This window comes from Promicromonospora sp. NPDC057138 (genome assembly GCF_042670845.1).
GTDB lineage: Bacteria > Actinomycetota > Actinomycetes > Actinomycetales > Cellulomonadaceae > Promicromonospora.
In genome coordinates, this window is sequence record NZ_JBHUUX010000016.1 from 13,195 (window position 1) to 35,451 (window position 22,257).

Annotated in this window: 25 protein-coding genes; 13 read left to right on the plus strand and 12 right to left on the minus strand. The window is 72.6% G+C overall.

What is annotated here, in order from left to right; translation table 11 throughout:
• Positions 1-18: 18 nt before the first annotated feature.
• The 7 genes from ACFT2C_RS11770 to ACFT2C_RS11800 are packed head-to-tail and all read left to right on the plus strand — an operon-like array spanning position 19 to position 6,029.
• Positions 19-1,206 (plus strand): DUF3866 family protein, encoded by a 1,188-nt coding sequence (locus ACFT2C_RS11770; RefSeq protein ID WP_377207239.1) that lies wholly within the window; start codon positions 19-21, stop codon positions 1,204-1,206.
• A complete protein-coding gene (locus ACFT2C_RS11775; protein ID WP_377207240.1) occupies positions 1,203-1,913 on the plus strand; it encodes a DUF4129 domain-containing protein in 711 nt (236 codons plus the stop codon). The genes ACFT2C_RS11770 and ACFT2C_RS11775 overlap by 4 nt, the downstream gene beginning before the upstream one ends.
• The gene (locus ACFT2C_RS11780; protein ID WP_377207241.1) at positions 1,910-2,461 is read left to right on the plus strand and encodes a hypothetical protein; all 552 of its coding nucleotides are present in this window, start codon (positions 1,910-1,912) and stop codon (positions 2,459-2,461) included. Before ACFT2C_RS11775 ends, ACFT2C_RS11780 begins: the two co-directional genes overlap by 4 nt.
• Entirely contained in the window at positions 2,454-3,434 is a 981-nt protein-coding gene (locus tag ACFT2C_RS11785) for an AAA family ATPase (protein WP_377207242.1), read from the plus strand. The genes ACFT2C_RS11780 and ACFT2C_RS11785 overlap by 8 nt, the downstream gene beginning before the upstream one ends.
• Entirely contained in the window at positions 3,431-4,888 is a 1,458-nt protein-coding gene (locus ACFT2C_RS11790) for a DUF58 domain-containing protein (RefSeq protein ID WP_377207243.1), read from the plus strand. Before ACFT2C_RS11785 ends, ACFT2C_RS11790 begins: the two co-directional genes overlap by 4 nt.
• Positions 4,885-5,493 carry a hypothetical protein gene (locus ACFT2C_RS11795; RefSeq protein ID WP_377207244.1) on the plus strand — a complete coding sequence of 203 codons (609 nt, stop codon included), beginning with the start codon at positions 4,885-4,887 and terminating at the stop codon, positions 5,491-5,493. Before ACFT2C_RS11790 ends, ACFT2C_RS11795 begins: the two co-directional genes overlap by 4 nt.
• 26 nt (positions 5,494-5,519) lie before the next feature.
• Positions 5,520-6,029 (plus strand): Dps family protein, encoded by a 510-nt coding sequence (locus tag ACFT2C_RS11800; protein ID WP_377207245.1) that lies wholly within the window; start codon positions 5,520-5,522, stop codon positions 6,027-6,029.
• Between the two features lie 66 nt (positions 6,030-6,095).
• On the opposite strand, the gene thpD is transcribed toward ACFT2C_RS11800, so the two are convergent.
• The 4 genes from thpD to ectA all read right to left on the minus strand — a co-directional run bounded on the left by thpD (position 6,096) and on the right by ectA (position 9,412).
• Positions 6,096-6,995 carry an ectoine hydroxylase gene (gene thpD / locus ACFT2C_RS11805; protein ID WP_377207246.1) on the minus strand — a complete coding sequence of 300 codons (900 nt, stop codon included), beginning with the start codon at positions 6,993-6,995 and terminating at the stop codon, positions 6,096-6,098.
• Positions 6,992-7,432 (minus strand): ectoine synthase, encoded by a 441-nt coding sequence (locus tag ACFT2C_RS11810; protein ID WP_377207247.1) that lies wholly within the window; start codon positions 7,430-7,432, stop codon positions 6,992-6,994. Before ACFT2C_RS11810 ends, thpD begins: the two co-directional genes overlap by 4 nt.
• Positions 7,429-8,802, minus strand: coding sequence for a diaminobutyrate--2-oxoglutarate transaminase (gene ectB, locus ACFT2C_RS11815; protein WP_377207248.1), 1,374 nt, complete (start codon positions 8,800-8,802; stop codon positions 7,429-7,431). Before ectB ends, ACFT2C_RS11810 begins: the two co-directional genes overlap by 4 nt.
• A 91-nt stretch (positions 8,803-8,893) precedes the next feature.
• Positions 8,894-9,412, minus strand: a complete 519-nt coding sequence (gene ectA / locus ACFT2C_RS11820) for a diaminobutyrate acetyltransferase (protein WP_377207249.1) — start codon at positions 9,410-9,412, stop codon at positions 8,894-8,896.
• Between the two features lie 134 nt (positions 9,413-9,546).
• Here ectA and ACFT2C_RS11825 point away from each other — a divergent pair, with 134 nt between their 5' ends.
• Positions 9,547-10,179 carry a GNAT family N-acetyltransferase gene (locus ACFT2C_RS11825; protein ID WP_377207250.1) on the plus strand — a complete coding sequence of 211 codons (633 nt, stop codon included), beginning with the start codon at positions 9,547-9,549 and terminating at the stop codon, positions 10,177-10,179.
• Between the two features lie 5 nt (positions 10,180-10,184).
• On the opposite strand, the gene ACFT2C_RS11830 is transcribed toward ACFT2C_RS11825, so the two are convergent.
• Positions 10,185-10,790, minus strand: coding sequence for a tyrosine-type recombinase/integrase (locus ACFT2C_RS11830; RefSeq protein WP_377207251.1), 606 nt, complete (start codon positions 10,788-10,790; stop codon positions 10,185-10,187).
• Between the two features lie 70 nt (positions 10,791-10,860).
• On the opposite strand from ACFT2C_RS11830, the gene ACFT2C_RS11835 reads away from it, so the two are divergent.
• Positions 10,861-11,553, plus strand: a complete 693-nt coding sequence (locus ACFT2C_RS11835) for an IMPACT family protein (protein ID WP_377207252.1) — start codon at positions 10,861-10,863, stop codon at positions 11,551-11,553.
• On the opposite strand, the gene ACFT2C_RS11840 is transcribed toward ACFT2C_RS11835, so the two are convergent.
• Complete coding sequence (locus tag ACFT2C_RS11840; protein WP_377207253.1) at positions 11,539-11,940, minus strand: putative quinol monooxygenase; 402 nt, start codon at positions 11,938-11,940, stop codon at positions 11,539-11,541. The two genes, ACFT2C_RS11835 and ACFT2C_RS11840, sit on opposite strands and share 15 nt — an antisense overlap.
• 164 nt (positions 11,941-12,104) lie before the next feature.
• Between ACFT2C_RS11840 and ACFT2C_RS11845 the strand changes: the two genes are divergently transcribed.
• Positions 12,105-13,736, plus strand: coding sequence for a LuxR C-terminal-related transcriptional regulator (locus tag ACFT2C_RS11845; RefSeq protein ID WP_377207254.1), 1,632 nt, complete (start codon positions 12,105-12,107; stop codon positions 13,734-13,736).
• Positions 13,737-13,768: 32 nt separating this feature from the next.
• Here the strand turns inward: ACFT2C_RS11845 and ACFT2C_RS11850 are convergent, their stop codons facing one another.
• The 3 genes from ACFT2C_RS11850 to ACFT2C_RS11860 are packed head-to-tail and all read right to left on the minus strand — an operon-like array spanning position 13,769 to position 16,873.
• A complete protein-coding gene (locus ACFT2C_RS11850; RefSeq protein WP_377207255.1) occupies positions 13,769-15,199 on the minus strand; it encodes a UTP--glucose-1-phosphate uridylyltransferase in 1,431 nt (476 codons plus the stop codon).
• A gap of 24 nt (positions 15,200-15,223) precedes the next feature.
• Positions 15,224-15,844 carry an L-threonylcarbamoyladenylate synthase gene (locus ACFT2C_RS11855; protein WP_377207256.1) on the minus strand — a complete coding sequence of 207 codons (621 nt, stop codon included), beginning with the start codon at positions 15,842-15,844 and terminating at the stop codon, positions 15,224-15,226.
• A gap of 51 nt (positions 15,845-15,895) precedes the next feature.
• On the minus strand, positions 15,896-16,873 hold the full coding sequence (locus ACFT2C_RS11860; RefSeq protein WP_377207257.1) for a threonine/serine dehydratase: 978 nt from the start codon (positions 16,871-16,873) through the stop codon (positions 15,896-15,898).
• Between the two features lie 95 nt (positions 16,874-16,968).
• Here ACFT2C_RS11860 and ACFT2C_RS11865 point away from each other — a divergent pair, with 95 nt between their 5' ends.
• Together ACFT2C_RS11865 and ACFT2C_RS11870 are read left to right on the plus strand one after the other, a co-directional pair.
• Entirely contained in the window at positions 16,969-17,889 is a 921-nt protein-coding gene (locus ACFT2C_RS11865; RefSeq protein ID WP_377207258.1) for a LysR family transcriptional regulator, read from the plus strand.
• A 67-nt stretch (positions 17,890-17,956) separates the two neighbouring features.
• Positions 17,957-18,406 (plus strand): hypothetical protein, encoded by a 450-nt coding sequence (locus ACFT2C_RS11870; protein WP_377207259.1) that lies wholly within the window; start codon positions 17,957-17,959, stop codon positions 18,404-18,406.
• 28 nt (positions 18,407-18,434) lie between these two features.
• Here ACFT2C_RS11870 and ACFT2C_RS11875 read toward each other — a convergent pair whose 3' ends face one another.
• Together ACFT2C_RS11875 and ACFT2C_RS11880 are read right to left on the minus strand one after the other, a co-directional pair.
• Complete coding sequence (locus ACFT2C_RS11875; RefSeq protein WP_377207260.1) at positions 18,435-19,004, minus strand: DinB family protein; 570 nt, start codon at positions 19,002-19,004, stop codon at positions 18,435-18,437.
• Entirely contained in the window at positions 19,001-19,882 is an 882-nt protein-coding gene (locus ACFT2C_RS11880; protein ID WP_377207261.1) for a class I SAM-dependent methyltransferase, read from the minus strand. The genes ACFT2C_RS11875 and ACFT2C_RS11880 overlap by 4 nt, the downstream gene beginning before the upstream one ends.
• Before the next feature lie 131 nt (positions 19,883-20,013).
• Between ACFT2C_RS11880 and ACFT2C_RS11885 the strand changes: the two genes are divergently transcribed.
• The gene (locus tag ACFT2C_RS11885) at positions 20,014-21,057 is read left to right on the plus strand and encodes a hypothetical protein (protein ID WP_377207262.1); all 1,044 of its coding nucleotides are present in this window, start codon (positions 20,014-20,016) and stop codon (positions 21,055-21,057) included.
• A 2-nt stretch (positions 21,058-21,059) separates the two neighbouring features.
• Here ACFT2C_RS11885 and ACFT2C_RS11890 read toward each other — a convergent pair whose 3' ends face one another.
• Positions 21,060-21,965, minus strand: a complete 906-nt coding sequence (locus tag ACFT2C_RS11890; protein WP_377207263.1) for a DMT family transporter — start codon at positions 21,963-21,965, stop codon at positions 21,060-21,062.
• Positions 21,966-22,257 lie beyond the last annotated feature (292 nt).

Sequence of the window (22,257 nt, forward strand, 5' to 3'; positions counted from 1 at the left end):
GCCGGTAGCCTCCACCGTGTGATGACGTGGCGGATCGGGACCGTGATTTCCACAGGCAAGTCGTGGCGGGGTGCCCTCGAGCTCGAGGTGACCCTGGACCGGCCGCTGCCCGGCCGCGCGGCGGGGCCGGTGACCGTGCGCGCCCTGGCGTACACCGACCTGGTCGGGGAGCCCGTGCCGGGCGACGCCCTGCTGCTGAACGTGTCCGCCCTGGCGCGGGGCCTGGGCACCGGCGGGTACGCGCTCGTCGTGGGGCCCGCGTCGCCCGGGACGCGGCTGCCGCCCGACCCCGCGGCCGGGCCCGGCCACCTCGTCAAGGCCCGGTACACGCCCCTGCAGACCATGGTGCTCGGCGTCGATGAGCAGGAGTCGCCCCACCACACCACGCTGGCCGACGCCGACAGCCTCGACGGCATGCCCGTCGTCGTCGCGGACCTGCACTCGGCGCTGCCCGCGGTCGTCGCGGGCCTGCGGCACGCCGCCGCCGCCCGGGCGGGCACCCCCGACGCCCTGAAGGTCGCCTACGTCATGACCGACGGCGGCGCGCTGCCCGCCGCGTTCTCCCGCACCGTCGCCGCCCTGCGCGACGCCGGCTGGCTGGCCACCTGCATCACCGTCGGCCAGGCCTTCGGCGGCGACCTGGAGGCCGTCACCGTGCACACCGGCCTGCTCGCGGCCCGCCACGTCGCCGGGTGCGACGTCGCCGTCGTCGCCCAGGGACCCGGCAACCTCGGGACCGGCACCCGCTGGGGCTACTCGGGCGTCGCCGCAGGCGAGGCCGTCAACGCCGCCGCCACCCTGCACGGCCGGCCGGTCGCGTCCCTGCGCGTGTCCGGGGCCGACCCCCGCGACCGCCACCTCGGCGTCTCCCACCACTCCCTGACCGCGTACACCCGCGTCGCGCTCGCACCCGCCGACGTCCCCGTCCCGGTCCCCACCACCGACGTCGAGCACCTGCCCGCCTGGGGCGCACCGCTGACCGGGCGCATCCGCGAACAGGCACTGACGCTCACCGCGGACGCCCCCCGGCACACGCTCGTCGACGTCCCCGCCGACACCACGCTCGTCGACACGCTCCGCACCTCCCCCGCCGGGCTGCGCACCATGGGCCGCAACCTCGACGCCGACCCCGCGTCCTTCGTCGCGGCCGCCGTCGCGGGCGTCCACGCCCACCACCTCACCGCTGGCAGCGAGCCGTCCGCATGAGGGCCACCACCCGCCTGGCCGTCGTCTGCCTGCTCGTCGCCGTCGTCGTGCTCGGCGCCGCCACCGCCACCCCCTGGCGCCTCAGCACACCCCAGCTGGCCCTCCCGGAGCTCTCCATGCCCCACCAGAACATGCCGAGCGCCAACCCCAGCCCCAGCATGTCCCCGCCAGCCCCCGAACAGCCCCCCACCGACACCCGCTGGCTCGGCCTGATCGCCGCCGCCTTCCTCGCACTCCTCGTCGCGACCCTCGTCGGGTTCGCCGTCCGCCAGCTCCTGGCCGTCCGCCGCGAGAAGACCCGCGCCAGGCCCGACAGCCTCACCGGCACCGCCGCCGCCGACTCCCTCGGCGACGACGTCGACCTGCCCGAGATCCAGGACGCCGTCACCCGCGCCCTCGCCCACCTCGACGGGCACACCCGCCCCCGCGACGCCGTCGTCGCCGCCTGGGTCGCCCTCGAAGAAGCCGCCGAACGCGCCGGCACCCGCCGCGACCCCGCCCAGACCCCCACCGAGTTCGCCGGCACCGTCCTGGCCGCCACCCCCGCACCACCCGCCCCCGTCGCCCGCCTGCGCACCCTCTACCAGCGCGCCCGCTTCACCGACCGGCCCATCGACCGCGCAGCCGTCACCCAGGCCCGCGAGGCGCTCGCGGACATCGCGCGCAGCCTGGACGTGCACGACGTCGAGACGGCGCCCCCGGCATGAGGTCCTGGAACTGGCGGCGGGTCGTCACCGTCACGGTCCTCGCCGTCCTGGTCGCGGCCGGGCTCGTGCTCTGGAGCGTCGTCGACGTGGCGCACGCCCTCGCTGCGGTGGCGCTGGCCAGCACGATCAGCGTCCTGTGGTCCGCGACCGAGCACCCCGCCGGCGACCCCGAGTGGCCCGGCACGGTCGTCGAGGCCCGGGCCGGCGGACGGCACGACGTGTCCGACCTCGGCTGGTCCGTGTTCGGCCGCGACGGCTTCGTCACCGAGCGGGTCGTGCGGCGCGTGCGGGCGCTGGCCGCCGACCGGCTCCGCGCGCACGGCGTCGACCCTGCCGACCCGGCCGCCCGGCCCGACGCCGAACGGCTGCTCGGCGCCGCCGTCCTGCGCCAGCTCACGTCCGGCCGGCCGCCCACTGCGCGCACCGTCCAGTCCTGGCTCGACGTGATCGAACGCCTGGGGGCCGCGCCCAGCACCGCGAGCCCCAGTACAGCCAGCAGTCGCACGCCCAGCGCACCCACGCCCACCACCGAGGAGAACCGTGCCTGACCCGAAGAACACACTCCCCGTCGCCGACGTCGCCGCACTCGGCGACCAGGTCCTCGCGGAGGTCGGCACCGCCGTCGTCGGCATGCGGGACGCGCTGCAGACCGCGCTGGCCACGATCCTCGCCGGCGGGCACGTCCTGTTCGAGGACGTGCCAGGCCTCGGCAAGACCCTCGCGGCCCGCTCCCTGGCCACCGCGCTCGGGCTCGACTTCGCCCGCCTGCAGTGCACCCCCGACCTGCTGCCCGCGGACATCACCGGCTCGTCGGTGTTCGACCCCGCCACCCGCAGCTTCGAGTTCCGCCCCGGACCCGTCTTCACGGGCCTCTTCCTCGCCGACGAGATCAACCGCACCGCCCCCAAGACCCAGTCCGCACTCCTGGAGGCGATGGCCGAACGCCAGGTCTCCATCGAGGGCACCAGCCGCCCCCTGCCGAACCCGTTCCACGTCCTGGCGACGTCCAACCCCGTCGAGTACGAGGGCACCTACCCCCTGCCCGAGGCGCAGCTGGACCGGTTCATGGTCCGCCTCGCCGTCGGCTACCCCGACCCCACGCAGGAGGCCGAGGTCCTCACCCGCCGCCTGGCCCGCCGGCAGGAAGCCGCCCCCGTGCGCCAGGTCGTCGACCCCGCCACCGTCCGCGCCATGCAGGCCGGCACCGAGGCCGTCGCCGTCGACCCCGACGTCGTGCGCTACTGCGTCGACCTCACCGCCGCCACCCGCGGCCACCACTCCCTCGAGGTCGGCGCCTCCCCCCGCGGGTCGCAGAACCTCGTCCTGCTCGCCCGCGCCATCGCCGTCCTCGACGGACGCGACTACGTGCTGCCCGAGGACGTCAAGCGCATAGCCATCCCCGTCCTCGCCCACCGCATCACCCTCACCCCCACCGCCTGGGCGTCGGCCACCCGGCCCGAGAACATCGTCGCCGACCTCCTGCACTCCGTCCCCACTCCCGCCACGGTCCGCGCCCGATGACGGTCGGCGGCATCATCGTCGCCCGCGGACGCACCTCCCAGGGCACACCAGCGGACGGCCACCACGGCTGGCGCCCCACCTCCGCCCACACCGCCGCCATCGTCACCGGCGTCCTCCTGCTCACCGCCGCCGTCCTCGCCGGCCGCGCCGACATCGCCCTCATCGGCATCCCCAGCCTGCTGGCCGCCACCTGGGCCGCGGCCACCCGGCCCACCGCACCCCTGACCGCCACCCTGCACGAACCCCCCGGCACCACCACCCCCGGCGAGCTCACCGGCACCCTCCACCTCACCACCACCCCCGACACCGCCGACGTCATCCACCTCCGCATCGCCGCCACCGGACACCGCGACACCCACCTCGCGCTCGCGGCCCACGCCCGCCCGGGGGTCCACACCGACGCCGGCTCCGGGGACGACACCGACGACGCCGCCGAGCGGCGCCTTCCCCTGCGCCTCTCCTCGGTGCGCACCGGCCCGCAGGAGACCTTCGCGATCGACGTGCGCGGCTCCCGGCACGGCACCTGGGAGGAGGAGCCGACGGCGGTCGGCGGCCTGCGCCGCCTCGTCCTGCCCGGCGCCGTCCCGCTCGGCCGCCTGCCACTGCCCCAGCGGCTACGCGGACTGACCGGCCCGCACTCCTCGCGCCGCCTCGGCGACGGCTCCGAGCTGCGCGACATCCACCCCTTCACACCCGGCGACCGGCTGCGCCGCATCGACTGGCGCACCACCGCCCGCCGCTCCCCCGAGCTCGACACCCTGTACGTGCGGCGCACCTGGTCCAGCGCCGAGGCGACAGCCGTCCTCGTCGTCGACTCCCGCGACGAAGTAGGGCCCGACCTGCGGACCTGGCGCGGCTACGGCACCCTCCGCGTCGACGAGCCGACGTCGCTCGACCTCGCCCGGCACGCCGCCGCCTCCGTCGCCCAGGCCCTCGTCGAGGCCGGCGACCGCGTCGGCCTGGAAGACCTCGCCCGACGACGCCGCCCCCTCCCGCCCGCGTCCGGACGCCGCCACCTACGCCGCGTCGTGCACGGCCTCGCCCTCGCCCACCCCAAGGACCGCGCCACCGAGCACCGCGTCCGCCCACCCCAGGTCCCCGCCGACGCCGTCGTCTACCTGTTCACCACCGTGCTCGACGACGCACCCCTGCACCTCGTCCGCACCTGGCGTACCAAGGGCCACCCCGTCATCGTGATCGACACCCTGCCCGACCTGCACCCCGTCATCGAGCACCACCTCTGGATCGCCTGGCGCATCACCCGCCTGGAACGCGAGGACCGCCTCGCCACCCTCGACCGCGAAGGCGTACCCGTCGTGCGCTGGGCCGGATCCGAACGCGACCAGGCCGCCGTCCGGTTCGAGACACTCGCCCGCGCCGCACAGCGGCACATCCCCGGCCGAGTACCCGGCACCGCCGCCCCCACCACGCCCCCGCGGACGGCCACCCCATGACCCGCTACCTCATCACCGAGTGGATCCGCCGCTTCCGCCTCCACCTCGCCGACCCCGCCGCCCGCCCCCTGCCCGAGGTCACCGCCGAGACCGGCCCCACCCTGCGCGGCTGGGTACTCCGCCTCGCGCTCCTCCTGCTCACCCCCGCACTGCTGCTCACCGCCGCCGGCCGCAGCCCGGGCATCTCCGACTCGATGGTCTGGACGATCGTCCTGGTGTGCACCGGCCTCCTCGTCGCGCGACCCACCCCCACCACAGCCGGCGGCATCGTCGTCCTGTCCGGCATCCTCCTGTGGGGCTTCACCTCCGAACCCTTCGACCCCTGGTCGCTCCCCACCGCCCTCCTCGCCTACCTCCTGACCCGCATCACCTGGTGGGCAGCACACCTCCCACCCCGCGGCCGCGCCGAGATCGTCGCCCTGCTCGTCGGCTGGCGCCGCGACCTCACCGTCCTCGGCGGCACCGGCCTCCTCGGCGGCCTCACCATGCTCGTCACCGGCGCCACCGTGCCCGGCGCCGTCCTGCTCGCGGCGCTCGCGGCGCTGGGGATCGCGCTCCTCGCGCTGGCGACCGGCGGCTCGGCGCGTGACGATGGGCGGAGCTGATCCGACCGGAAGAGAGGATCCCGCGCATGTCCCCGAAGCTGCCCCGCTACACCGTCCCGTCCCTCACTCCCGAGCAGGGGGCCGAGGTCGCGGAGATTCTCCAGCAGCGGCTGCACGCGCTGAACGACCTGCACCTCACCCTCAAGCACGTGCACTGGAACGTGGTGGGGCCGCACTTCATCGGCGTGCACGAGATGCTCGACCCGCAGGTCGAGGCGGTCCGCGCGATGGTCGACGAGATCGCTGAGCGGATCGCCACGCTGGGCGGCGTCCCCGTCGGTACGCCGGGCGCGCTGGTGGCTGCCCGCACCGGGGAGGACTACAAGCTCGGCCGTGCGTCGGCGATCGAGCACCTGGCCGAGCTGGACGGCGTGTACGACTCCATCATCAGTTTCCACCGCAAGGCTGCCGACGAGACGGCCGACCTGGACATCGTCACGAACGACCTGCTCATCGGGCACCTGCACGACCTGGAGCAGTTCCACTGGTTCGTCCGCGCCCACCTGGAGTCGGCGTCGGGCGCGATCCCCGACTGAGCGTGCCGGCCCGCAGGTGTCGGACGCTCGGGTCACCGTGGTGACCTGAGCGTCCGACACCTGCGATCAGTCGGCGATCGGGGTGAAGTCCCGCGCGCCGAGGAACTCGGGGCGCGCCTGCTCGGCCGCGAACGGCTCGACGGCGGCGTTCTCGACGCTGTTGTAGACCAGGAAGATGTTCGACCTCGGGTACGGCGAGATGTTGCCGTTCGAGCCGTGGATGCAGTTGCAGTCGAACATGATCGCGCTGCCCGCCGTGCCGGCGAGGACGTCGATGCCGTGCTCGTCGGCCATCCGGGTCAGGATGCCCTCGTCGGGGGTGCCGGCGTTCTGCATCACCAGGGAGGACTTGTAGTTGTCGTTCGGCGTCCGCCCGGTGCAGGACACGTAGGTCTTGTGCGTCCCGGGCATGATCATCAGCGGGCCGTTGAACGAGTAGTTGTCGGTCAGCGAGATGGAGATGCTGACGGTCCGCATCCGGGGCAGGCCATCCTCGGCGTGCCACGTCTCGAAGTCCGAGTGCCACGCGAAGTCACCTCCGCCGAAGCCGGGCTTCAGGTTGACCCGGCTCTGGTGGATGTACACGTCCGAGCCGAGGATCTGGCGGGCCCGGCCGACCACGCGCGGGTCGCGCGCGATGCGGGCGAACACGTCGCTGGTCCTGTGCACCTCGAAGATGGTCCGCACCTGCTGGGAGGTGCCCTCGATGATGGTGCGCTCGTCCGCGCGGACCGCGGGGTCGGTGGAGAGCCGCTCCAGCTCCGCCCGGAACTCCGCGACCTCGGCGGGCGTGACGAGGTCCTCGAACACGAGGTACCCGGTCCGGTCGAACCCGTCCAGGAGCTCCTGGACGAGCGGGCCGTCGGCCGCGCTGCCCCAGACCACCTCGTCCTGGCGCGGGATCTCGGACGCGTCGCCCTCGACGCGGGTCGGGTACAGGTCCCTGCTGGTGGTGCTCGTCGTCATACGGCGACCTCCTCGGTGCTGTTCTCTGTGATCCTTTCTCGCGTCGTCTCTTCTTCGGTGATCAGCGGGTACACGCCGTCGGCGTCGTGCACCTCGCGGCCCGTGACCGGCGGGTTGAAGGTACAGATCAGCCGTAGGTCGGTCGTCGGGCGCATGGTGTGCTTCTCGTTGCCGTCCAGCAGGTACATCGTGCCGTCGGTGATCTCGTGGACCTCGCCGGTCTCGCGGTTCTCGAGCTCGCCGGTGCCGCCCACGCAGTACACGGCCTCGATGTGGTTGGCGTACCACATCTCGGTCTCGGTGCCGGCGTACATGGTGGTCTCGTGGAACGAGAACCCGACGCCCTCCTTGGCGAGCACCAGCCTGCGGCTGCGCCAGGTCGTGGACCGCACGTCGCGGTCGGTGCCGTCCAGGTCGGCCAGTCGTGTCACTATCACTTGTCGTCCTCTCCTCGGGATCGGTTCCCGTCCTGTGCTGGGCTGTCCTGTGCCGTGTCCGAGATGGCCGGCGCGCCCAGCACCTCGGCGGCGGCCGCTGCGATGATGTCCAGGCCGGAGCGCAGCTCGTCCGACGTGATCGTCAGGGCGGGCATGGTCTTGAGGACCTCATCCTCGGGCCCGGACGTCTCGACCAGCAGGCCGCGCTCGTACGACGCCGCCGCGATCCTGGCCGCCGCCGAGTCGTCCTGGAACTTGATGCCGGTCAGGAAGCCGCGGCCCTTGACGACCGCGCCCTGGTATCCGTCGGCGATCCTGGTCAGGCCGTCGCGCAGCTCGACGCCGCGCGCCCGCACGTCGGCGGCGAACGCGTCGTCGGACCAGAACTCGTTGAGCGCGGCGGTCGCCGTGACGAACGAGGTGTTCTGGCCGCGGAACGTGCCGTTGTGCTCGCCCGGCTCCCACTGGTCCAGGTCGGGCCGGATCAGCGTCAGCGACATCGACAGCCCGAACCCGGAGATCGACTTCGACAGGCAGACGATGTCGGGGTTGATCCCCGCCTCCTCGAAGCTGAAGAAGTCACCGGTGCGGCCGCAGCCGGCCTGGACGTCGTCGAGGATCAGCAGGATCCCGTGCGCACGGCACAGCTCGGACAGGGCGCGTAGCCACTCCGGCCGCGCGGCGCTGAGACCGCCCTCGCCCTGCACCGACTCCACGATGATCGCGGCCGGTTTGTCGACGCCGGACCCGCTGTCGCTCAGCACCCGCTCGAGCCACAGGAAATCCTCCGTGGCGCCCGAGAAGTAGTCGTCGTACGGGATCTTCGAGCTGTTGGTCAGCGGCAGGCCCGCGCCGTTGCGCTTCATCGAGTTGCCGGTCACCGACAGCGCGCCCAGCGTCATCCCGTGAAACGCGTTGGTGAACGACAGGATGTGCTGACGGCCGGTCACCTTGCGGGCCAGCTTGAGCGCGCTCTCCACCGAGTTCGTCCCCGTCGGCCCCGGGAACATCACCTTGTAGTCCAGGCCGCGCGGCGCCAGGATCCGGTCCCGGAACGTCGTCAGGAACTCCCGCTTGGTCGCGGTGTGCATGTCCAGCGAGTGCACGACCCCGCCGCTCCGCAGGTAGTCGATCAGCGCCTCGAGCAGCACCGGGTGGTTGTGCCCGTAGTTCAGGGCACCCGCCCCCGCGAAGAAGTCGAGGTAACTTCGCCCGTCCTCGGTGTGCAGCGTGCTGCCCGCGGCGGTCGTGAACGTCGTGGGCCAGCTCCGGCAGTAGCTGCGGACCTGGGACTCGAGCTCGTCGAAGACGCTCGTCGAAGCGGTACTGGTCGAGGACGTGCCAACAGGCACAGCGGTATTCGGGCGCATGGCTCCTTCCACGGTCCGGCCCCGGTGACCGGACTCGGCTGTGGTAGATCGGTTGAGATGTGGGGTTTTCTGGGGATCGACCTGGACGAGGTCAGGAAAGTGGCCCGATGCGGAACACGAGCTCCGCGTCGTGGCCGTCCGGGAACGCTTCCGTCGGGAAGACGGTCCGCACGTCGACGGGCGCACCCTGGGCCGACGCGAAGGACATGAACAGGGCGATCGACGCCGTGTTGTCCGAGGTGATGGTGGTCTCCACGTGAGTGCACCCCGGGTGCTGCCCGGCAAGGTGCGCCAGCATCCGGGACGCCAGGCGCTGCCCGCGGTAGGCGTGGTCCACGGCCACCTGCCAGACCATCAGCGTGGTCGGCTGGTCGGGCCGGACGTACCCGGTGACGAACCCCGCGGGCTCGCCGTCCACGGTCACGATCACGGAGGTCCGGGCGAAGTCACGTGCCCAGAGGAGATACGCATAGGACGAATTCAGGTCCAGCGTCTTGCTGTCGCGCGCGAGGCGCCACATCGCTGCTCCGTCGGCGACGGTGGGCTCCCTCAACGCCACCGTGGTTTCGGTCGGATGGATGTGCTTGAGTTCCTCTTCGAGGTTCTGCATGACAAATCGACCGTAACGAACTTGCGTGACGATTGCACATTGCGATCTCGTGACGATCGGGTTACCGGCATGTTCTCGCGGCAAACTCGGGGTCACGTGCTGGCCGGTTACCGGGGCGCGCTACCGTGTCCCAGGTGACCGATCCATTCATCCGCCCCTACCGCACCACCGACCGCGCTGACGTCGCCGAGATCTGCGTCCGCACCGCCGCGGCCGGCGGCGACGCACGCGGCATCTACTCCGACGACTTGCTCATGCCCGACGTCTACGCGCTGCCCTACGTCGACCACTCCCCCGACCTCGCCTGGGTCGTCGAGCACCACGGCCGCGCATCCGGGTACATCATCTCCGTCGCCGACACCCAGGCCTTCGCCGACTGGTGGGCCCGCGCATGGACACCCGGCTTCGTCGCCCGCCACCCCGCCGTCGGCCCCGCCACCGGCCGGAACCCCGACTACACCGAGGCCCAGCTCCTGTACGACGGCACCGACCCCCAGCGCATGGTCCGCGGCCTACGCCACGACGAGCTCACCACCCACCCCGCCCACCTGCACATCGACCTGCTCCCCGAGCTACAGCGCCGCGGCCTCGGCGCCCGCCTCATCGACACCCTCCGCACGGCGCTCGCGGAGCGTGCCGTGCCGGGCGTGCACCTCGGCTACGCGGCGGAGAACACCGCGGCCCGCCTGTTCTACGACCGCTACGGCTTCAAGGAGCTCCCCTCCTCAACCCCCCATTCACCGCTGCTCGGCATAGCCACCACCTGACGGCGTCAGCCCTCTTCTGACGCGTCCAGCCACGCTCGGCGGACCTGTTCGAAGCGGGTGGGCAGCGGCGGGCGCAGGGCGCCGTAGCGCGCGTTGGTCCGGTGCGCGAACCGGCGCCACGACAGCACCAGCCCCTGCCGCGTGATCGGCAGGCCGGACGCGACGGTGGTCCCGTTGTCGTGCGTGTGGTGCACCGTGAGCAGAAGCGCCCGCGGCACCGAGCCCTCCAGCTCCGACGCGAGCTCCTCGCGCACCACCATCCAGTGCTTCAGCAGCACGACGACGTCGGCCGCCAGCAGGTGCCGCCGCGGCGTGCGGTGCTTGCCGTGCCGCACCAGCACGCTGCCCTCCGACGTCCGGGCGCGCGCAGGCCCCAGGTCGATGTCCTCGACGCGCACGCGCAGCAGGTCCCCGTACCGCGCGCCCGTCGCCCGCACCATCCCCGTGATCACCGCCAGGCGCACCATCTCCGGCTTCGCGCCCGGCCGCATCGCCTCCGTGGACAGCTCGAGCCACACCCACTCCGCCTCCTCGAGGCTCACCGGAGGCCTCGGATACCGGGCGAGCTCCCCGCTCCGTGCCTGTGGTGACGTGGCATCGGTACTGGTCATGGTGGCAATCTACGCTTGGCACACTATTAATCAAGAGGGACACGCCGGAAAACGCCCGTACGCTCTTCCGGTGGACCTCCCCCGGGCCGTCGGCCTGCCCATTACCATCGCGCGCCCCGTCGACCACGAGGTCGTCATCAAGAAGTCCCGGTTCCTCGCCCACCTCGCTCCCGCCCGCAGCGTCGCGGAGGCCGACGCCGTCATCGCGCGCCTCCGCAAGGAGCTGTGGGACGCCCGCCACCACTGCGTGGCGATGGTGCTCGGCACCCACGCCGACCAGGCCCGCTCCTCCGACGACGGCGAGCCCAGCGGCACCGCCGGAGTACCGATGCTCGAGGTCCTCCGGCGCCGGGGCGTCACGGACCTGGTCGCCGTGGTCACCCGCTACTTCGGGGGCGTGAAGCTCGGGGCCGGCGGGCTCGTCCGGGCGTACTCGGGGGCCGTGTCGGCGGCGCTGGACGAGGCGGCGGCCTCGGGGGCGCTGCTCCGCCGCGAGCTGCTCCTCGAGGTCGAGGTGGCGGTCACCCACACCGACGCCGGCCGCATCGACAACCTGCTGCGTGACTGGGCCCAGTCCCACGGGTCCGTCATGGAACCACCCGCCTACGACGCCGTCGCGCATCTTCGTCTACTCGTGCCGCGGCACGAGCTCGAAACCCTGACCGCCGACGTCGCCGCTGCCTCCGCCGGCGTCCTCTCCCCCGCGGTCGGCGAGGCACGGGTGGTGGACGTTCCCGTGCCCCCGGGCTCACGTGCGGGGTAGCCGGTCGAATCCGGTGAACGGCTCCCGGATCGTCACGCTCGAGGCATCCCCGCTGGTCTGTGCGACGGCGGAGATCGTCTGGATCAGGTCCTCGGTGAGGTTTCCGTAGATCTGCATGGTGCTGTCCGGCTCGAGATACTCGGCGTAGGCGGTGGCGAAGTGCTCCACCCCCACCTTCATGTGGGTCGCCATCGAGTCGGCGTCCGGATGCACCTGGACGATAGTGACGTCGTCGGAGTCCGGCGCCGTGTAGCCGTAGAAGGAGTGCAGTCGCGGCTCCTGAGGCTCGACGACGTCCGAGCTGAACCACTCGAAGTGCTTCTTGAACTGCTCCCTCTTTCCAGGCTTGATCTTGTAGGTGCCGATGAAGATGAACGGAGCGTTCATGGCGTCCTCCCGGGTTCGGTGCCCCGCTGGATTCGGGGCTTGAGGTCGACGATGCCCGCCTCCCCGCTGCGTCGCTTCCGCAGAGCGGGCCATCCTCGGGCGGCCGATGCTGGGTATTCCTACCCAATGCCACCGGCTGGGAGAATCGGCAGAGGGAGAGTGCGATGAACGACGCCGTCGGCCACCTTGGTACCGCTCGCGAGCATCAGCACGCGTCGCGGTGGTTCCGGGCCTGCGAGGAGTACGCGGCCGCGGACCGGGCCACGCCCTTGGCTGTCGATGACCTGGAAGCCTGGGCCGAGTCCGCCCAGGTCGTCGGGCAGATCGACGAGGCCGTCGCGGTCCTGACCCGCTGCTTCGAGCTTCGGGCCGAAGCCGGCGAGATCCACGGGGCCACGCGCGCGACGTACTGGCTCTGGAGTGCTCACATCTTTGCGCGGGGCGAGTATGCCGCCGCAGCAGGCTGGGTCGAGCGAGCCCGGACGCTGGCGGAAGAGCAGGGGTCGGGCGAGTACGGCTACCTCCTGATCCCGCGGGCCTACGGGTGCATGGCGAAGGGTGACTTCGCGACCGCGGAGGGTCTGCTGCATCGGGCGACGGAGCTGGGCCTCGGCCGCGGCGACGTCGACCTGATCACTGTCGCCACCACGATGCGTGGCCGGGCCACCCTCAAGCTGGGATCGCTCGAGATCGGCCTGGCGCTCCTCGATCAGGCGATGGTCCGCATCCTGACCCGGGCGACCTCGCCGCGTACGACAAGCGTCATGTACTGCGCCGCGATCGGCTCGTGCTACGAGGTGCAGGAGATCGCGCGGGCGACGGAGTGGTCGGTCGCCCTGGACCACTGGCTCGGAACGCTGCCCCAGCTGGGTGGCGCGTACTTCGGGAACTGCCGGATCTATCGCGCGCTGCTGATGCGACTGCGTGGGGAGTGGTCACGGGCCGAGGCCGAGCTCGAGCAGACCTGTCGTGACCTGGCCGTGGACGGGCGGCTGGTGGTCGGTCATGCCTGGTACGAGCTCGGGGAGCTGCGCCGGCTCCAAGGGCGGCCAGGCGTCGAGGAGGCCTTCGAGCAGGCGACGGCCTTCGGGCGCGTGGCCCAGCCCGGCCTCGCGCTCTACCGGCTCGGCCAGGGCGATGCGCAGGCGGCCGGCGCGGGCCTTCGCCGGGTCCTGGCCGAGCGGGAGCTGGCGGGCGACCGGCTCGTGCTTCTCCCGGCGGCGGTCGAGATCTGCCTCGCCGCTGGTCAGCTCGATGAGGCCAAGGACTTCCTCACCGAGCTGGAGAAGATCGCTCAGACCTACCCGACGACCGCCATGCGGGCCATCCTGGATGCCGCCCGAGGCGCTGTCGGGCTGAGCGAGAATCGGCCCGCCGATGCGCTGGCCCGCTTGCGGGAGGCGTCAGATCGATGGAGGGAGCTCGACGCCCCTTACGAGACCGCCCAGGTCGGCGTACGGATCGCGGAGGGGTGCCGGGCACTCGGTGACGAGGAGGGCGCTCTGATGGAGCTCCGGGCGGCGCTGGCGACGTTCGAGCGGCTCGGGGCACGGCCGGACGCCGCCCGGGTCCGCTGGCTCATGTCGGCTCAGAACGTGCACCTTGCCGTGCTGAGCCCACGGGAGACCGAGGTGCTGCGGCTGATCGCCGCGGGCGAGACGAACGCCGAGATTGCCGCTCAGCTCTTCCTGAGCGAGCGGACAGTTCACCGGCACGTCAGCAACATCCTGATCAAGCTCGACGTCCGCTCACGCACCTCGGCCGCGATGTACGCGGTTCGGCACGGGCTGATCTGACGCGTGGGGCGGCAGAGCCGGCTCGCGCTGAGTCAGAAGCCCTCGGGGCCTACCGTCGCGCCGTCCCGTACCGTGCCGCCGTCGCCCACGAGCGACGCCTTGCCCTCGGCCCGTACGCCGGACCCGAAGGTCCAGTCGCCGCGGACCGTCAGGGAGTCGGCGTCGCGCAGCGACGGCGCGCCCGCCGCGAACCGCTCGCTGAAGCCGTCGATGAGCTTGTAGTACTCCTTGTCCAGGTCCACCAGCGGGGCCGGCGCCTGCGCCTCGAGCAGGTAGCCGGGCGTGAGCGCGTAGACGTCCGAGCGCAGGACGAGCAGGTCGTTCGTCGTCTTGACCGGCAGGAACCGGGACCGCTCGACCTCGATCGCCGTCGCGCCCTCGAAGACGGCGACCGCCGCGCCCATCGCGGACTCGATCTGGACCACCTTCGGCGACGCGGAGTCGGCCGGGTCCACGGTCTTGTCGTTGCGGATCAGGGGCAGCTCGAGGACACCGCCGGTCCGGTCCAGCTCGGCGGCGAGCGCCTCGAGGTTGAACCAGAGGTTGTTGGTGTGGAAGAACGGGTGGCGGGTGGCGTCCAGGGAGGCGGCGACGTCGTCGGGGTGGGTCTGCGCGGTCTCGCGCTGGACGATGCGGCCGTCGGCCTTGCGGATGACGAGCTGGCCGCCCTTGACGTCGGCGGGCGTCTTGCGGCAGAGCTCTGCGGCGTACGGGGCGCCCGACGCCGCGAACCAGCCGGCGATGGTGGCGTCGGGGGTGGCGCCGAGGTTGTCGGAGTTGGAGACGCACATGTACCGGAACCCGGCCTCCAGGAGCGCGACGACGACGCCGGACGCGTGCAGCGCCGGGTAGAGGTCGCCGTGCCCGGGCGGGCACCACTCGAGGTCGGGGTCCTTCTCCCAGGTGACGGGCGTGAGGTCGGCGGCGAGCAGCTTGGGCTCGCGGTTCTGGAGGAAGTCGACGGGCAGGCCGTCCACCGCGATGTCGGGGTAGCGCTCCAGGGCGGCGAGGGTGTCGTCGCGGGTGCGGAACGAGTTCATGAACAGCAGCGGGAGGCGGGCCCCGGTGGCCTGCCGCGCGGCCCGGACCTGGCCGACGATGATGTCGAGGAAGGTGAGCAGCTCGGCCTCGCCGCCGGCCGGATCGCCGTCGGGCGCGCCGGGCGCCACCCGGACCGGCAGCAGCGACTTCGCCTGGTCCATGCCCATCGAGGTGCCCAGCCCGCCGTTGAGCTTGAGCATCGCGGTCTGCGCGAGGGCGGCGGAGGCGTCGGCGTCGCTGATCGTCAGGTCGGCGCGGTTGGGGATGTCGACGAGCGGCTCGATGTCGTCCTCGCGGATCAGCCCGGTCTCACCCGCCTGGAGCAGGTGGTAGAACCGCGTGAACGTCTCGATGGCGGCGGGCGCCACGCCCGCGTCGGTCATCTTCGTGCGGGCCTGCTCGAGCCCGGTGAGGTCCGTCATGGGGCACAGGCTATGCGAAGCCGGTCACTCGAAGCGCGACGGGTCGCCCGCGCCCACGCGGACGACGTCGGGGAACCCGTCGGACCAGTCGACGACGGTGGTGGGCTCGGTCCCGGCGTCCCCGCCGTCGACGACCGCGTCGAGCACGTGGTCGAGCTCCTCCTTGATGGTCCAGCCGTCCGTCATCGGCTCGGCCTGGCCGGGCAGGATCAGCGTGGAGGAGAGCAGCGGCTCCCCGAGCTCGCGCAGCAGCGCCTGTGCGACGGCGGAGTCGGGGATGCGCACGCCCACGGTCTTCTTCTTGGGGTGCGCGAGCCGGCGGGGCACCTCGGCCGTAGCCGGGAGGATGAACGTGTACGGGCCGGGCGTGGCCGACTTGATGGCCCGGAACGCCGAGTTGTCCAGCTTCACGAGCTGCCCGAGCTGCGCGAAGTCGGAGCAGACGAGCGTGAAGTGGTGCTTGTCGTCGAGCTTGCGGATGGCCCGGATGCGGTCGACACCGTCGTGGTACTCCATGCGGCAGCCCAGCGCGTAGGAGGAGTCCGTCGGGTAGGCGACCAGGGCGTCGTCGCGCAGCATGGCGACCACCTGCCCAATGGTGCGCGGCTGGGGGTCGACCGGGTGGACGTCGAAGTAGCGGGCCATGCCGCCGAGCGTAGTCCGGCGCCGGGGCCCGCGCGCAGCGTCAGCCGAGCGTCAGCCCAGCGTGAGCGCTCGCCGGAGCTCGTCCGCGCTGGCGTTCCCGCCCGTGCAGACGACGCCGACGCGGCGCCCGGCGAACCGTCCGGGATCGGCCAGGACGGCGGCGAGCGCCGCGGCGCCGGCGCCCTCGGCGACGGTGTGGGCACCGGTGAGGTAGAGGCGCTGGGCGGCGGCGATCTGGTCGTCGGTGACGAGCACGAAGTCCGTCAGGTGCTCGCGCATGAGCGCCTGGGTGACCTCGAACCCGCAGCCGACGGCGAGCCCCTCGGCGCGCGTGGTGTTGGGGCGCTCGACGAGGTCCCCGGTGTGCCAGGAGTCGTGCGCCGCGGGCGAGGCGGCGGACTGGACGCCGATCACCTCGGTGTACGGGGCGACGGCTGCCGCGACGAGGCCTGCCGCGGCGGCGCCGGACCCGCCGCCGACGGGCACGACGAGCACGTCGAGGCCGGGCGCCTGCTGGAACAGCTCGAGGTACAGGGTGCCGACGCCCGCGATGATGTCGGGCTCGTTCGCCGCGCCCACGAGGCGGGCGCCCAAGTCGTGGGCGAGCGCGGTGGCCTGGGCGCGGGCGTCGTCGAAGGTGGCGCCGTGCAGCAGGACGTCGGCGCCCAGGTCCAGCACGGCCCGCAGCTTGACGGGGTTGGGGTCGTCGGGCATGACGATGGTGCACGCGGTGCCGGTCAGGCGGGCGGCGTAGGCGACGCCCTGCGCGTGGTTGCCCGTGGAGTAGGCGACGACGCCGCCGGCGCGCTCGGCGTCGGACATCGAGAGCAGCAGGTTGCTCGCTCCGCGGGCCTTGAAGGCCCCGGTGCGCTGCAGGTTCTCGTGCTTGACGGCGACCTCGGCGTCGGTGACCCGGTCGAGCTCGGCGTACTGGCCCACGGGCGTGCGGACCACGACGCCGTCCAGGCGTGCCTGCGCCGCGAGGACGTCGGCGATGGTCGGGGGCGCAACAGCGGTCGCGATCGTCATGGACCCAGCGTGACCCCGACGCGACCCATAGGTCCAATACCTGTTCCGGAGACTTTCGATCGATAGCACCTATCTTTCTGCGTTAGCCTGGAGGCATGACCGCAGAGCTCGACCTCACCCGGCTGCGCGTCCTCGCGGCGGTAGCCCGTACCGGCTCCGTCACGGCAGCGGCGAAGGAGCTGCACTACGCGCAGCCGTCGGTGAGCCACCACCTGTCCCGCCTGGAGGCCGACGCCGGGATCCCGCTGCTCCAGCGGCACGGCCGCGGCGTCCGCCTCACCGAAGCCGGGCGCCTGCTCGCGAGCCGCGCCGAGGAGATCCTCGGCCGGGTCGAGGGCGCGCGGCGCGAGCTCGACGCGCTCGCCGGCCTGCGCGCCGGCCGCGCCCGCCTCGCCGCCTTCCCCTCCGCCCTCGCCACCCTCGTGCCCGACGCCGTCGCGCGGCTCGTGCAGGAGCACCCCGGCCTGTCGGTGGGCCTGGTCGAGCACGAGCCGCCGGACGCCGTCGCCGCCCTGCAGTCCGGGGCCGTCGACGTCGCGCTCGTGTTCGAGCACGTCGACGTGCGTCACGCCCGGTCCATGGAGGACCTGTCGCGCTTCGAGTCGACGCAGATCCTGGACGACCCGGTTCACCTGGTGACGGCGGCCGACCTGGACGCCGCGCCCGTGCCCGGGTACGTGCCCGACCTGAAGGCGTTCGACGACGCGGAGTGGATCGCCGGCTGCGAACGATGCCGCGCCGACATGGTCGCGCGCTGCGCCGCCGTGGGCTTCGCCCCGCGCATCGCCTTCGAGACCGACGACTACGTGGCGGTGCAGGCCCTGGTCGCCGCGCGCGCGGGCGTGAGCCTCCTGCCCGGGCTCACCCTCCGCGCGCACCGGCACCCCGGGATCGCGACCGCTCCCCTGCCGGGGGCGATCCGCCGGGTCATGGCCCTCACCGTGGGCCCGCCCGCGCCGCCCGCCGAGGCGCTGATTCGGCAGCTGGTCGTCGCAGGCGCTAACGTCCCGGTGTGACCACGGCTACCCGCCCGAGCCCGGCGACCTGCCCCATGAGCTGAGTCGGGCCGCCCCGATGCTCCTGGTGACCACCTTTCTCTACTCCGCCGGCGCCGCCGTCGCCGCGTTCATGGCACTGGAGGCGTACCTGGCGGTCGCCGCCACCGACCCGACGTACCCGAGCGTCGTCCTGGCGGCCGTGGCCGCCGCCGGGCAGATGACCGGCAAGCTGCTCTGGTACTGGGCCGGCGCCGGGACCACCCGCCTGCCCTGGCTGCGCCGCAAGCTGGACTCCCCCAAGGTCGAGGCCGCGATGACCCGCTGGCGCGACCGCACCGACGGCCGCCCCGTCTACACGGGCGCGGTGCTGCTCGCCTCGGCGTTCGCCGGCATCCCGCCGTTCATGGTGATGTCGGTGGTCGCAGGCGTGCTGCGGGTGCGGATGTGGCTGTTCCTGAGCACCGGCCTGGTCGGCAGGTTCGTCCGGTTCTGGATCGTGCTCGAGGCCGCCGACTTCGCATGGTTCCTGTTCTGACAGCAGGCTGCCCGCGGGCTGCCCGGGCTCAGAGGTCGGTGGCGCCGTCCAGGGCCTCACGCAGCAGGTCGGCGTGGCCCGCGTGCCGCGAGTACTCCTCCACCATGTGCACCAGGATCCAGCGCAGGGACATCCGCCCGTGGTGCCCGCCGCGCGCGGCGGTCCGGTCCAGGACGCCCGCGCCCGGCGCCGGCGTCTCGCCCAGCACCTGGTCGAGGATCCGCTCGGAGGCGGCGACGGCGTCGTCGAACCGGCTGGTGAGCTGCTCGGGAGTCTCGGCCAGGGCGCTGTGCCAGTCCCAGTCGTCGTCGGCCGCCCAGTCCACGGTGTCCCACGGCGGGGCCGGCTCGTTGCCGGCCAGCCGCACGTTGAGCCAGATGTCCTCGACGTACGTGAGGTGCTTCAGCATGCCGGCGAGCGTCATGGTCGACGGCGGGTGCGGCGTCCGGAGCTGCTCCACCGTCAGGCCGTCGCACTGGCGGCGGATCGTGGCGCGGTAGAAGTCGATGTACGACCGCAGCATCGTCACCTCGTCGGCGGCGCTGGGCGGGTCGGTCCTGGGGATCGGGCTGGTCCTGGGGCTCGTGCTGGAACTCATGGTGCGACCGTACCGATCGCGAGGATGTGCTGGCTCATGTCCGGCACCCCGCGGGTGGTCGACAGCGCCCGGGCGAGCGTGAGCGCGGCGTCGATCAGCTCGGGTGCCTCGGGGGCGTCGAGGGGCACCCGTTCGAGCGCGCCGCCGGCCGGGCCCTCGACCCCGTGCACGACGACGTCGGACAGGCCTGCGTCGGACAGCTCCGTGGCGAGCTCGGCGGCGTCGTGGAAGTGGGCCGCCGGGAACGCGATGTCCGCCGGAGCCTCGCCGTGCTCCAGGACCGCCTGCCAGGCGGGTGGTCCGAACAGCTCGTAGCCCCCGCCGACCAGCGCCGCGAGCCGCGTGATCGCCGCGGCGGCGACCGTGCCGCCCGGGCGGGTCACGCGCACGGCCTCGCGCAGGGCGCGCACCCGGTCCTCGCGGGACGCGAGGTGGTAGAGCGGGCCGAGGAGGAGCACCGCGTCGAACTGGTCGTCGCCCAGGTCCAGCCCCAGCGCCGACAGGTCCCGGGCGTCGCCGACGCGCGCCTCGAACGTGCCGTGCTCGGCGGCGCGCGCGACCTGGCTCGCCACCGGGTCCACGAGCACGACGTCGTAGCCGTCGGCCGCCAGAGGAGCGGCGTGCACGCCGGTGGCGCCCCCGACGTCGAGCACCCGCGCGCCGGGCACGAGCCGCTGGCGGATCAGCTCCTGGGTCCGGGTGTGCTCCAGCGGACCCTGCGCGGTGCGGGTGGTGAGCCGGGCGTGCTCGTCCCAGCCGGTCCGCCCGGAGTAGTACTCCTGGACACGCCCGTCGACCACGGCCTGGTCGGTCGCGTACTGCCCGTCGCCGGTCTCGACGCTGCTGCTTTCGACACTGCTGCCCTCGGAGCTCTCCATGGCGAGACCGTAGCGACGGCGCGCGAGCGGCCGCCACATGTTTCCGGCAGGAAAACACTTGACCATTTCACCCGAGCCGAATCGTTATGTGTCCAGCACGCCTCTTTTGCTCGGAGTGCGAGCATGGCAGCATGCGCAAGGTGCACCTGATCCGAGAATTCGCACCTGACGCCTACGATTTCGCGCTGTCGTCCTGGTCGTGGATCGGGACCGGTGACAAGACCCCGCGCTTCGCGTCCTGCTTCGGCGACATGTTTCTCGAGTCCCTCGACGGCTGGTGGTTCCTCGATACCGTGGAGGGCACGCTCGAACGTCGCTGGAACACCATGGACGCCATGTTCGCCGACCTGGAGGGCAGCGACGGACGCGCCGAGTACCTCCTCGAGGAGACCCTGAACGCCGCGCTCCAGCAGGGCCTGCGGCTCGGCGACGACGAGGTCTTCGCGTTCCTCCCCCCGCCCGCCGTGACCGGCACGATGTCGGTGGACTCCCTCGCACCGCTGCGCTTCGCGATCGCCGCGAACCTCGCCGGCCGGATCCACGGCGAGCTGAACGGCGTGCAGCCCGACGCCGGCGCGTCCGCCCTGTTCGCGGCGCAGAAGTACGCGGCGCAGCAGGCTGCCGCGCAGGAGTTCGCGGCGCAGGAGGCGGCACAGAAGTACGCCGCGCAGAGCGTGGCCGCTCAGCATTTCGCCACTGCCCCCGCCTTCGACGCGCCGAACCCGCAGACCGACCGGTGGGAGCCTGCGGCGCAGCAGGTGAACACGGGCGCCTACCCGGCCTACCGGCCCGCCCAGGAGCCCGAGTACGCGGGCGCCCAGTACGCGGCCGGGTCGGAGCTGGACTACGGGTCGAGCCGGGCGCAGGGCTACGACTCCGGCGCCTACACGACCGCACCTGCGGCGTCCGCAGCTCCGGTTGGTGCGCACGCGGCCGCGCCGGCCGCCGCTCCCGTCCCCGCTCAGGGCGGGCAGGGTTATGCCGGGCAGGGTTGGGCGGGCGGGCCCACCGCGTACGACTACCTGGACAACTCGCACACCGCCGACTCGGGCCAGTTCAGCCAGTACATCGCCGACCAGTACAACACCGGCCAGGTCGCCGCCGTCGACTACGGCGCGTCCGCCCCGGTACAGCCGAGGCCTCTCCAGGGCGGACGCCGGTCGTACGCCGGCTAGGCCTACTCCTCCAGGCCTGCCACGGCGGCCAGGATCAGCACTGAGCCGACGATCCCCGTCGGCCCGAGCCGCTCCCCCAGCACGACCGCTGCGGCGACGGCTGCTGTCACCGGTTCGAGCAGCGTCGCGACCACTGCCGCACCGCTGCGCGTGGTCCGCAGCCCCGTGTAGAAGAGGCCGTACGCGAGGGCCATCGTGAACACACCGAGGTAGGCCAGGGTGCCGACAGCGGCCGGGTCGGTGGTCACGAACGGCCCTCCGCCCGCCAGAGCCACGGGGACGAGTCCGGCCGCGCCTGCCGTCGTCGCCACCGTCGTCAGGGCCAGCGGGTCGACGACGCCCGACGTCGACAGCGTGCTGCCCAGCGACGTCGTCGCCGCATAGACCGAACCTGAGGCGACGGCCAGCAGCAGACCGAGCACCGGCCGCTCACCGACGGCGTTCATCCCCGATGCCACGCTCACCAGCACGAGGCCGGAGAGGGCTGCGGTCACGACCAGCGACAGGCGGACGGTGCTGCGCGGCCGGGCCGCCGTCCGCCGTCGGGCACGAACGAGGTCCACGACCGCGAGCAGCACGGGCGCCAGACCGAGACTGACGACCGTGGCGACGGTGACACCTGCGGTCGCCACGGATCCGAAGTAGAGCGCCTGGTAGGCGGCAGTGCCCAGCCCGACGACGACGGCGCGCACCGGATGAGCCCGGACCAGAGCCGCGACCTGCGGCCCTCGACGCAGGACCAGCGAAGCCGCCACCAGCACGACGGCGGCGATGAGCATGCGGTACGCGCTCACCGTGAGGACGGACATCGATGAGTGGCCGCGGAGGATCTCCAGGGCCAGGCCGCCGGTGCCCCAGAGAACTCCGGAGAGGCAGATGAAGAACAGCCCGATTCGAGTGGATGACATGTGTGCTCCTGGCCGGTTCCCGCAGGTGCCGGCTTGCTCCAAGGGATGGGGAATCGTCTGGAGCACGCCTCATCGCCGGCCCACATGGGCCGGTCGAGGTGCCGCTCCGGTCAGGCGACCGGGGGCGGGAGGATGGAGCGGATCGGAGTCACGGAAGGAGGTTAGCAGTGGCCGTCGGGAGTGCCTGGCGGGAGTGTCGGTGAGGCTGGATAGGGTCGATCGTGTTGGGACCCCTGGTGCCGGGCGGGCTTGCGTTGTCGCCTTCGCAGGACAGGGCTCGGGGGTTGTCCAC

Bases quoted from the DNA above. Each gene is read 5' to 3' on its own strand.
- ACFT2C_RS11775 (WP_377207240.1), top strand. From the start codon at position 1,203: ATGAGGGCCACCACCCGCCTGGCCGTCGTCTGCCTGCTCGTCGCCGTC.
- ACFT2C_RS11780 (WP_377207241.1), top strand. From the start codon at position 1,910: ATGAGGTCCTGGAACTGGCGGCGGGTCGTCACCGTCACGGTCCTCGCC.
- ACFT2C_RS11790 (WP_377207243.1), top strand. From the start codon at position 3,431: ATGACGGTCGGCGGCATCATCGTCGCCCGCGGACGCACCTCCCAGGGC.
- ACFT2C_RS11795 (WP_377207244.1), top strand. From the start codon at position 4,885: ATGACCCGCTACCTCATCACCGAGTGGATCCGCCGCTTCCGCCTCCAC.
- ACFT2C_RS11800 (WP_377207245.1), top strand. From the start codon at position 5,520: ATGTCCCCGAAGCTGCCCCGCTACACCGTCCCGTCCCTCACTCCCGAG.
- thpD (WP_377207246.1), bottom strand. From the start codon at position 6,995: ATGACGACGAGCACCACCAGCAGGGACCTGTACCCGACCCGCGTCGAG.
- ectB (WP_377207248.1), bottom strand. From the start codon at position 8,802: ATGCGCCCGAATACCGCTGTGCCTGTTGGCACGTCCTCGACCAGTACC.
- ectA (WP_377207249.1), bottom strand. From the start codon at position 9,412: ATGCAGAACCTCGAAGAGGAACTCAAGCACATCCATCCGACCGAAACC.
- ACFT2C_RS11830 (WP_377207251.1), bottom strand. From the start codon at position 10,790: ATGACCAGTACCGATGCCACGTCACCACAGGCACGGAGCGGGGAGCTC.
- ACFT2C_RS11840 (WP_377207253.1), bottom strand. From the start codon at position 11,940: ATGAACGCTCCGTTCATCTTCATCGGCACCTACAAGATCAAGCCTGGA.
- ACFT2C_RS11845 (WP_377207254.1), top strand. From the start codon at position 12,105: ATGAACGACGCCGTCGGCCACCTTGGTACCGCTCGCGAGCATCAGCAC.
- ACFT2C_RS11850 (WP_377207255.1), bottom strand. From the start codon at position 15,199: ATGACGGACCTCACCGGGCTCGAGCAGGCCCGCACGAAGATGACCGAC.
- ACFT2C_RS11855 (WP_377207256.1), bottom strand. From the start codon at position 15,844: ATGGCCCGCTACTTCGACGTCCACCCGGTCGACCCCCAGCCGCGCACC.
- ACFT2C_RS11860 (WP_377207257.1), bottom strand. From the start codon at position 16,873: ATGACGATCGCGACCGCTGTTGCGCCCCCGACCATCGCCGACGTCCTC.
- ACFT2C_RS11865 (WP_377207258.1), top strand. From the start codon at position 16,969: ATGACCGCAGAGCTCGACCTCACCCGGCTGCGCGTCCTCGCGGCGGTA.
- ACFT2C_RS11875 (WP_377207260.1), bottom strand. From the start codon at position 19,004: ATGAGTTCCAGCACGAGCCCCAGGACCAGCCCGATCCCCAGGACCGAC.
- ACFT2C_RS11880 (WP_377207261.1), bottom strand. From the start codon at position 19,882: ATGGAGAGCTCCGAGGGCAGCAGTGTCGAAAGCAGCAGCGTCGAGACC.
- ACFT2C_RS11885 (WP_377207262.1), top strand. From the start codon at position 20,014: ATGCGCAAGGTGCACCTGATCCGAGAATTCGCACCTGACGCCTACGAT.
- ACFT2C_RS11890 (WP_377207263.1), bottom strand. From the start codon at position 21,965: ATGTCATCCACTCGAATCGGGCTGTTCTTCATCTGCCTCTCCGGAGTT.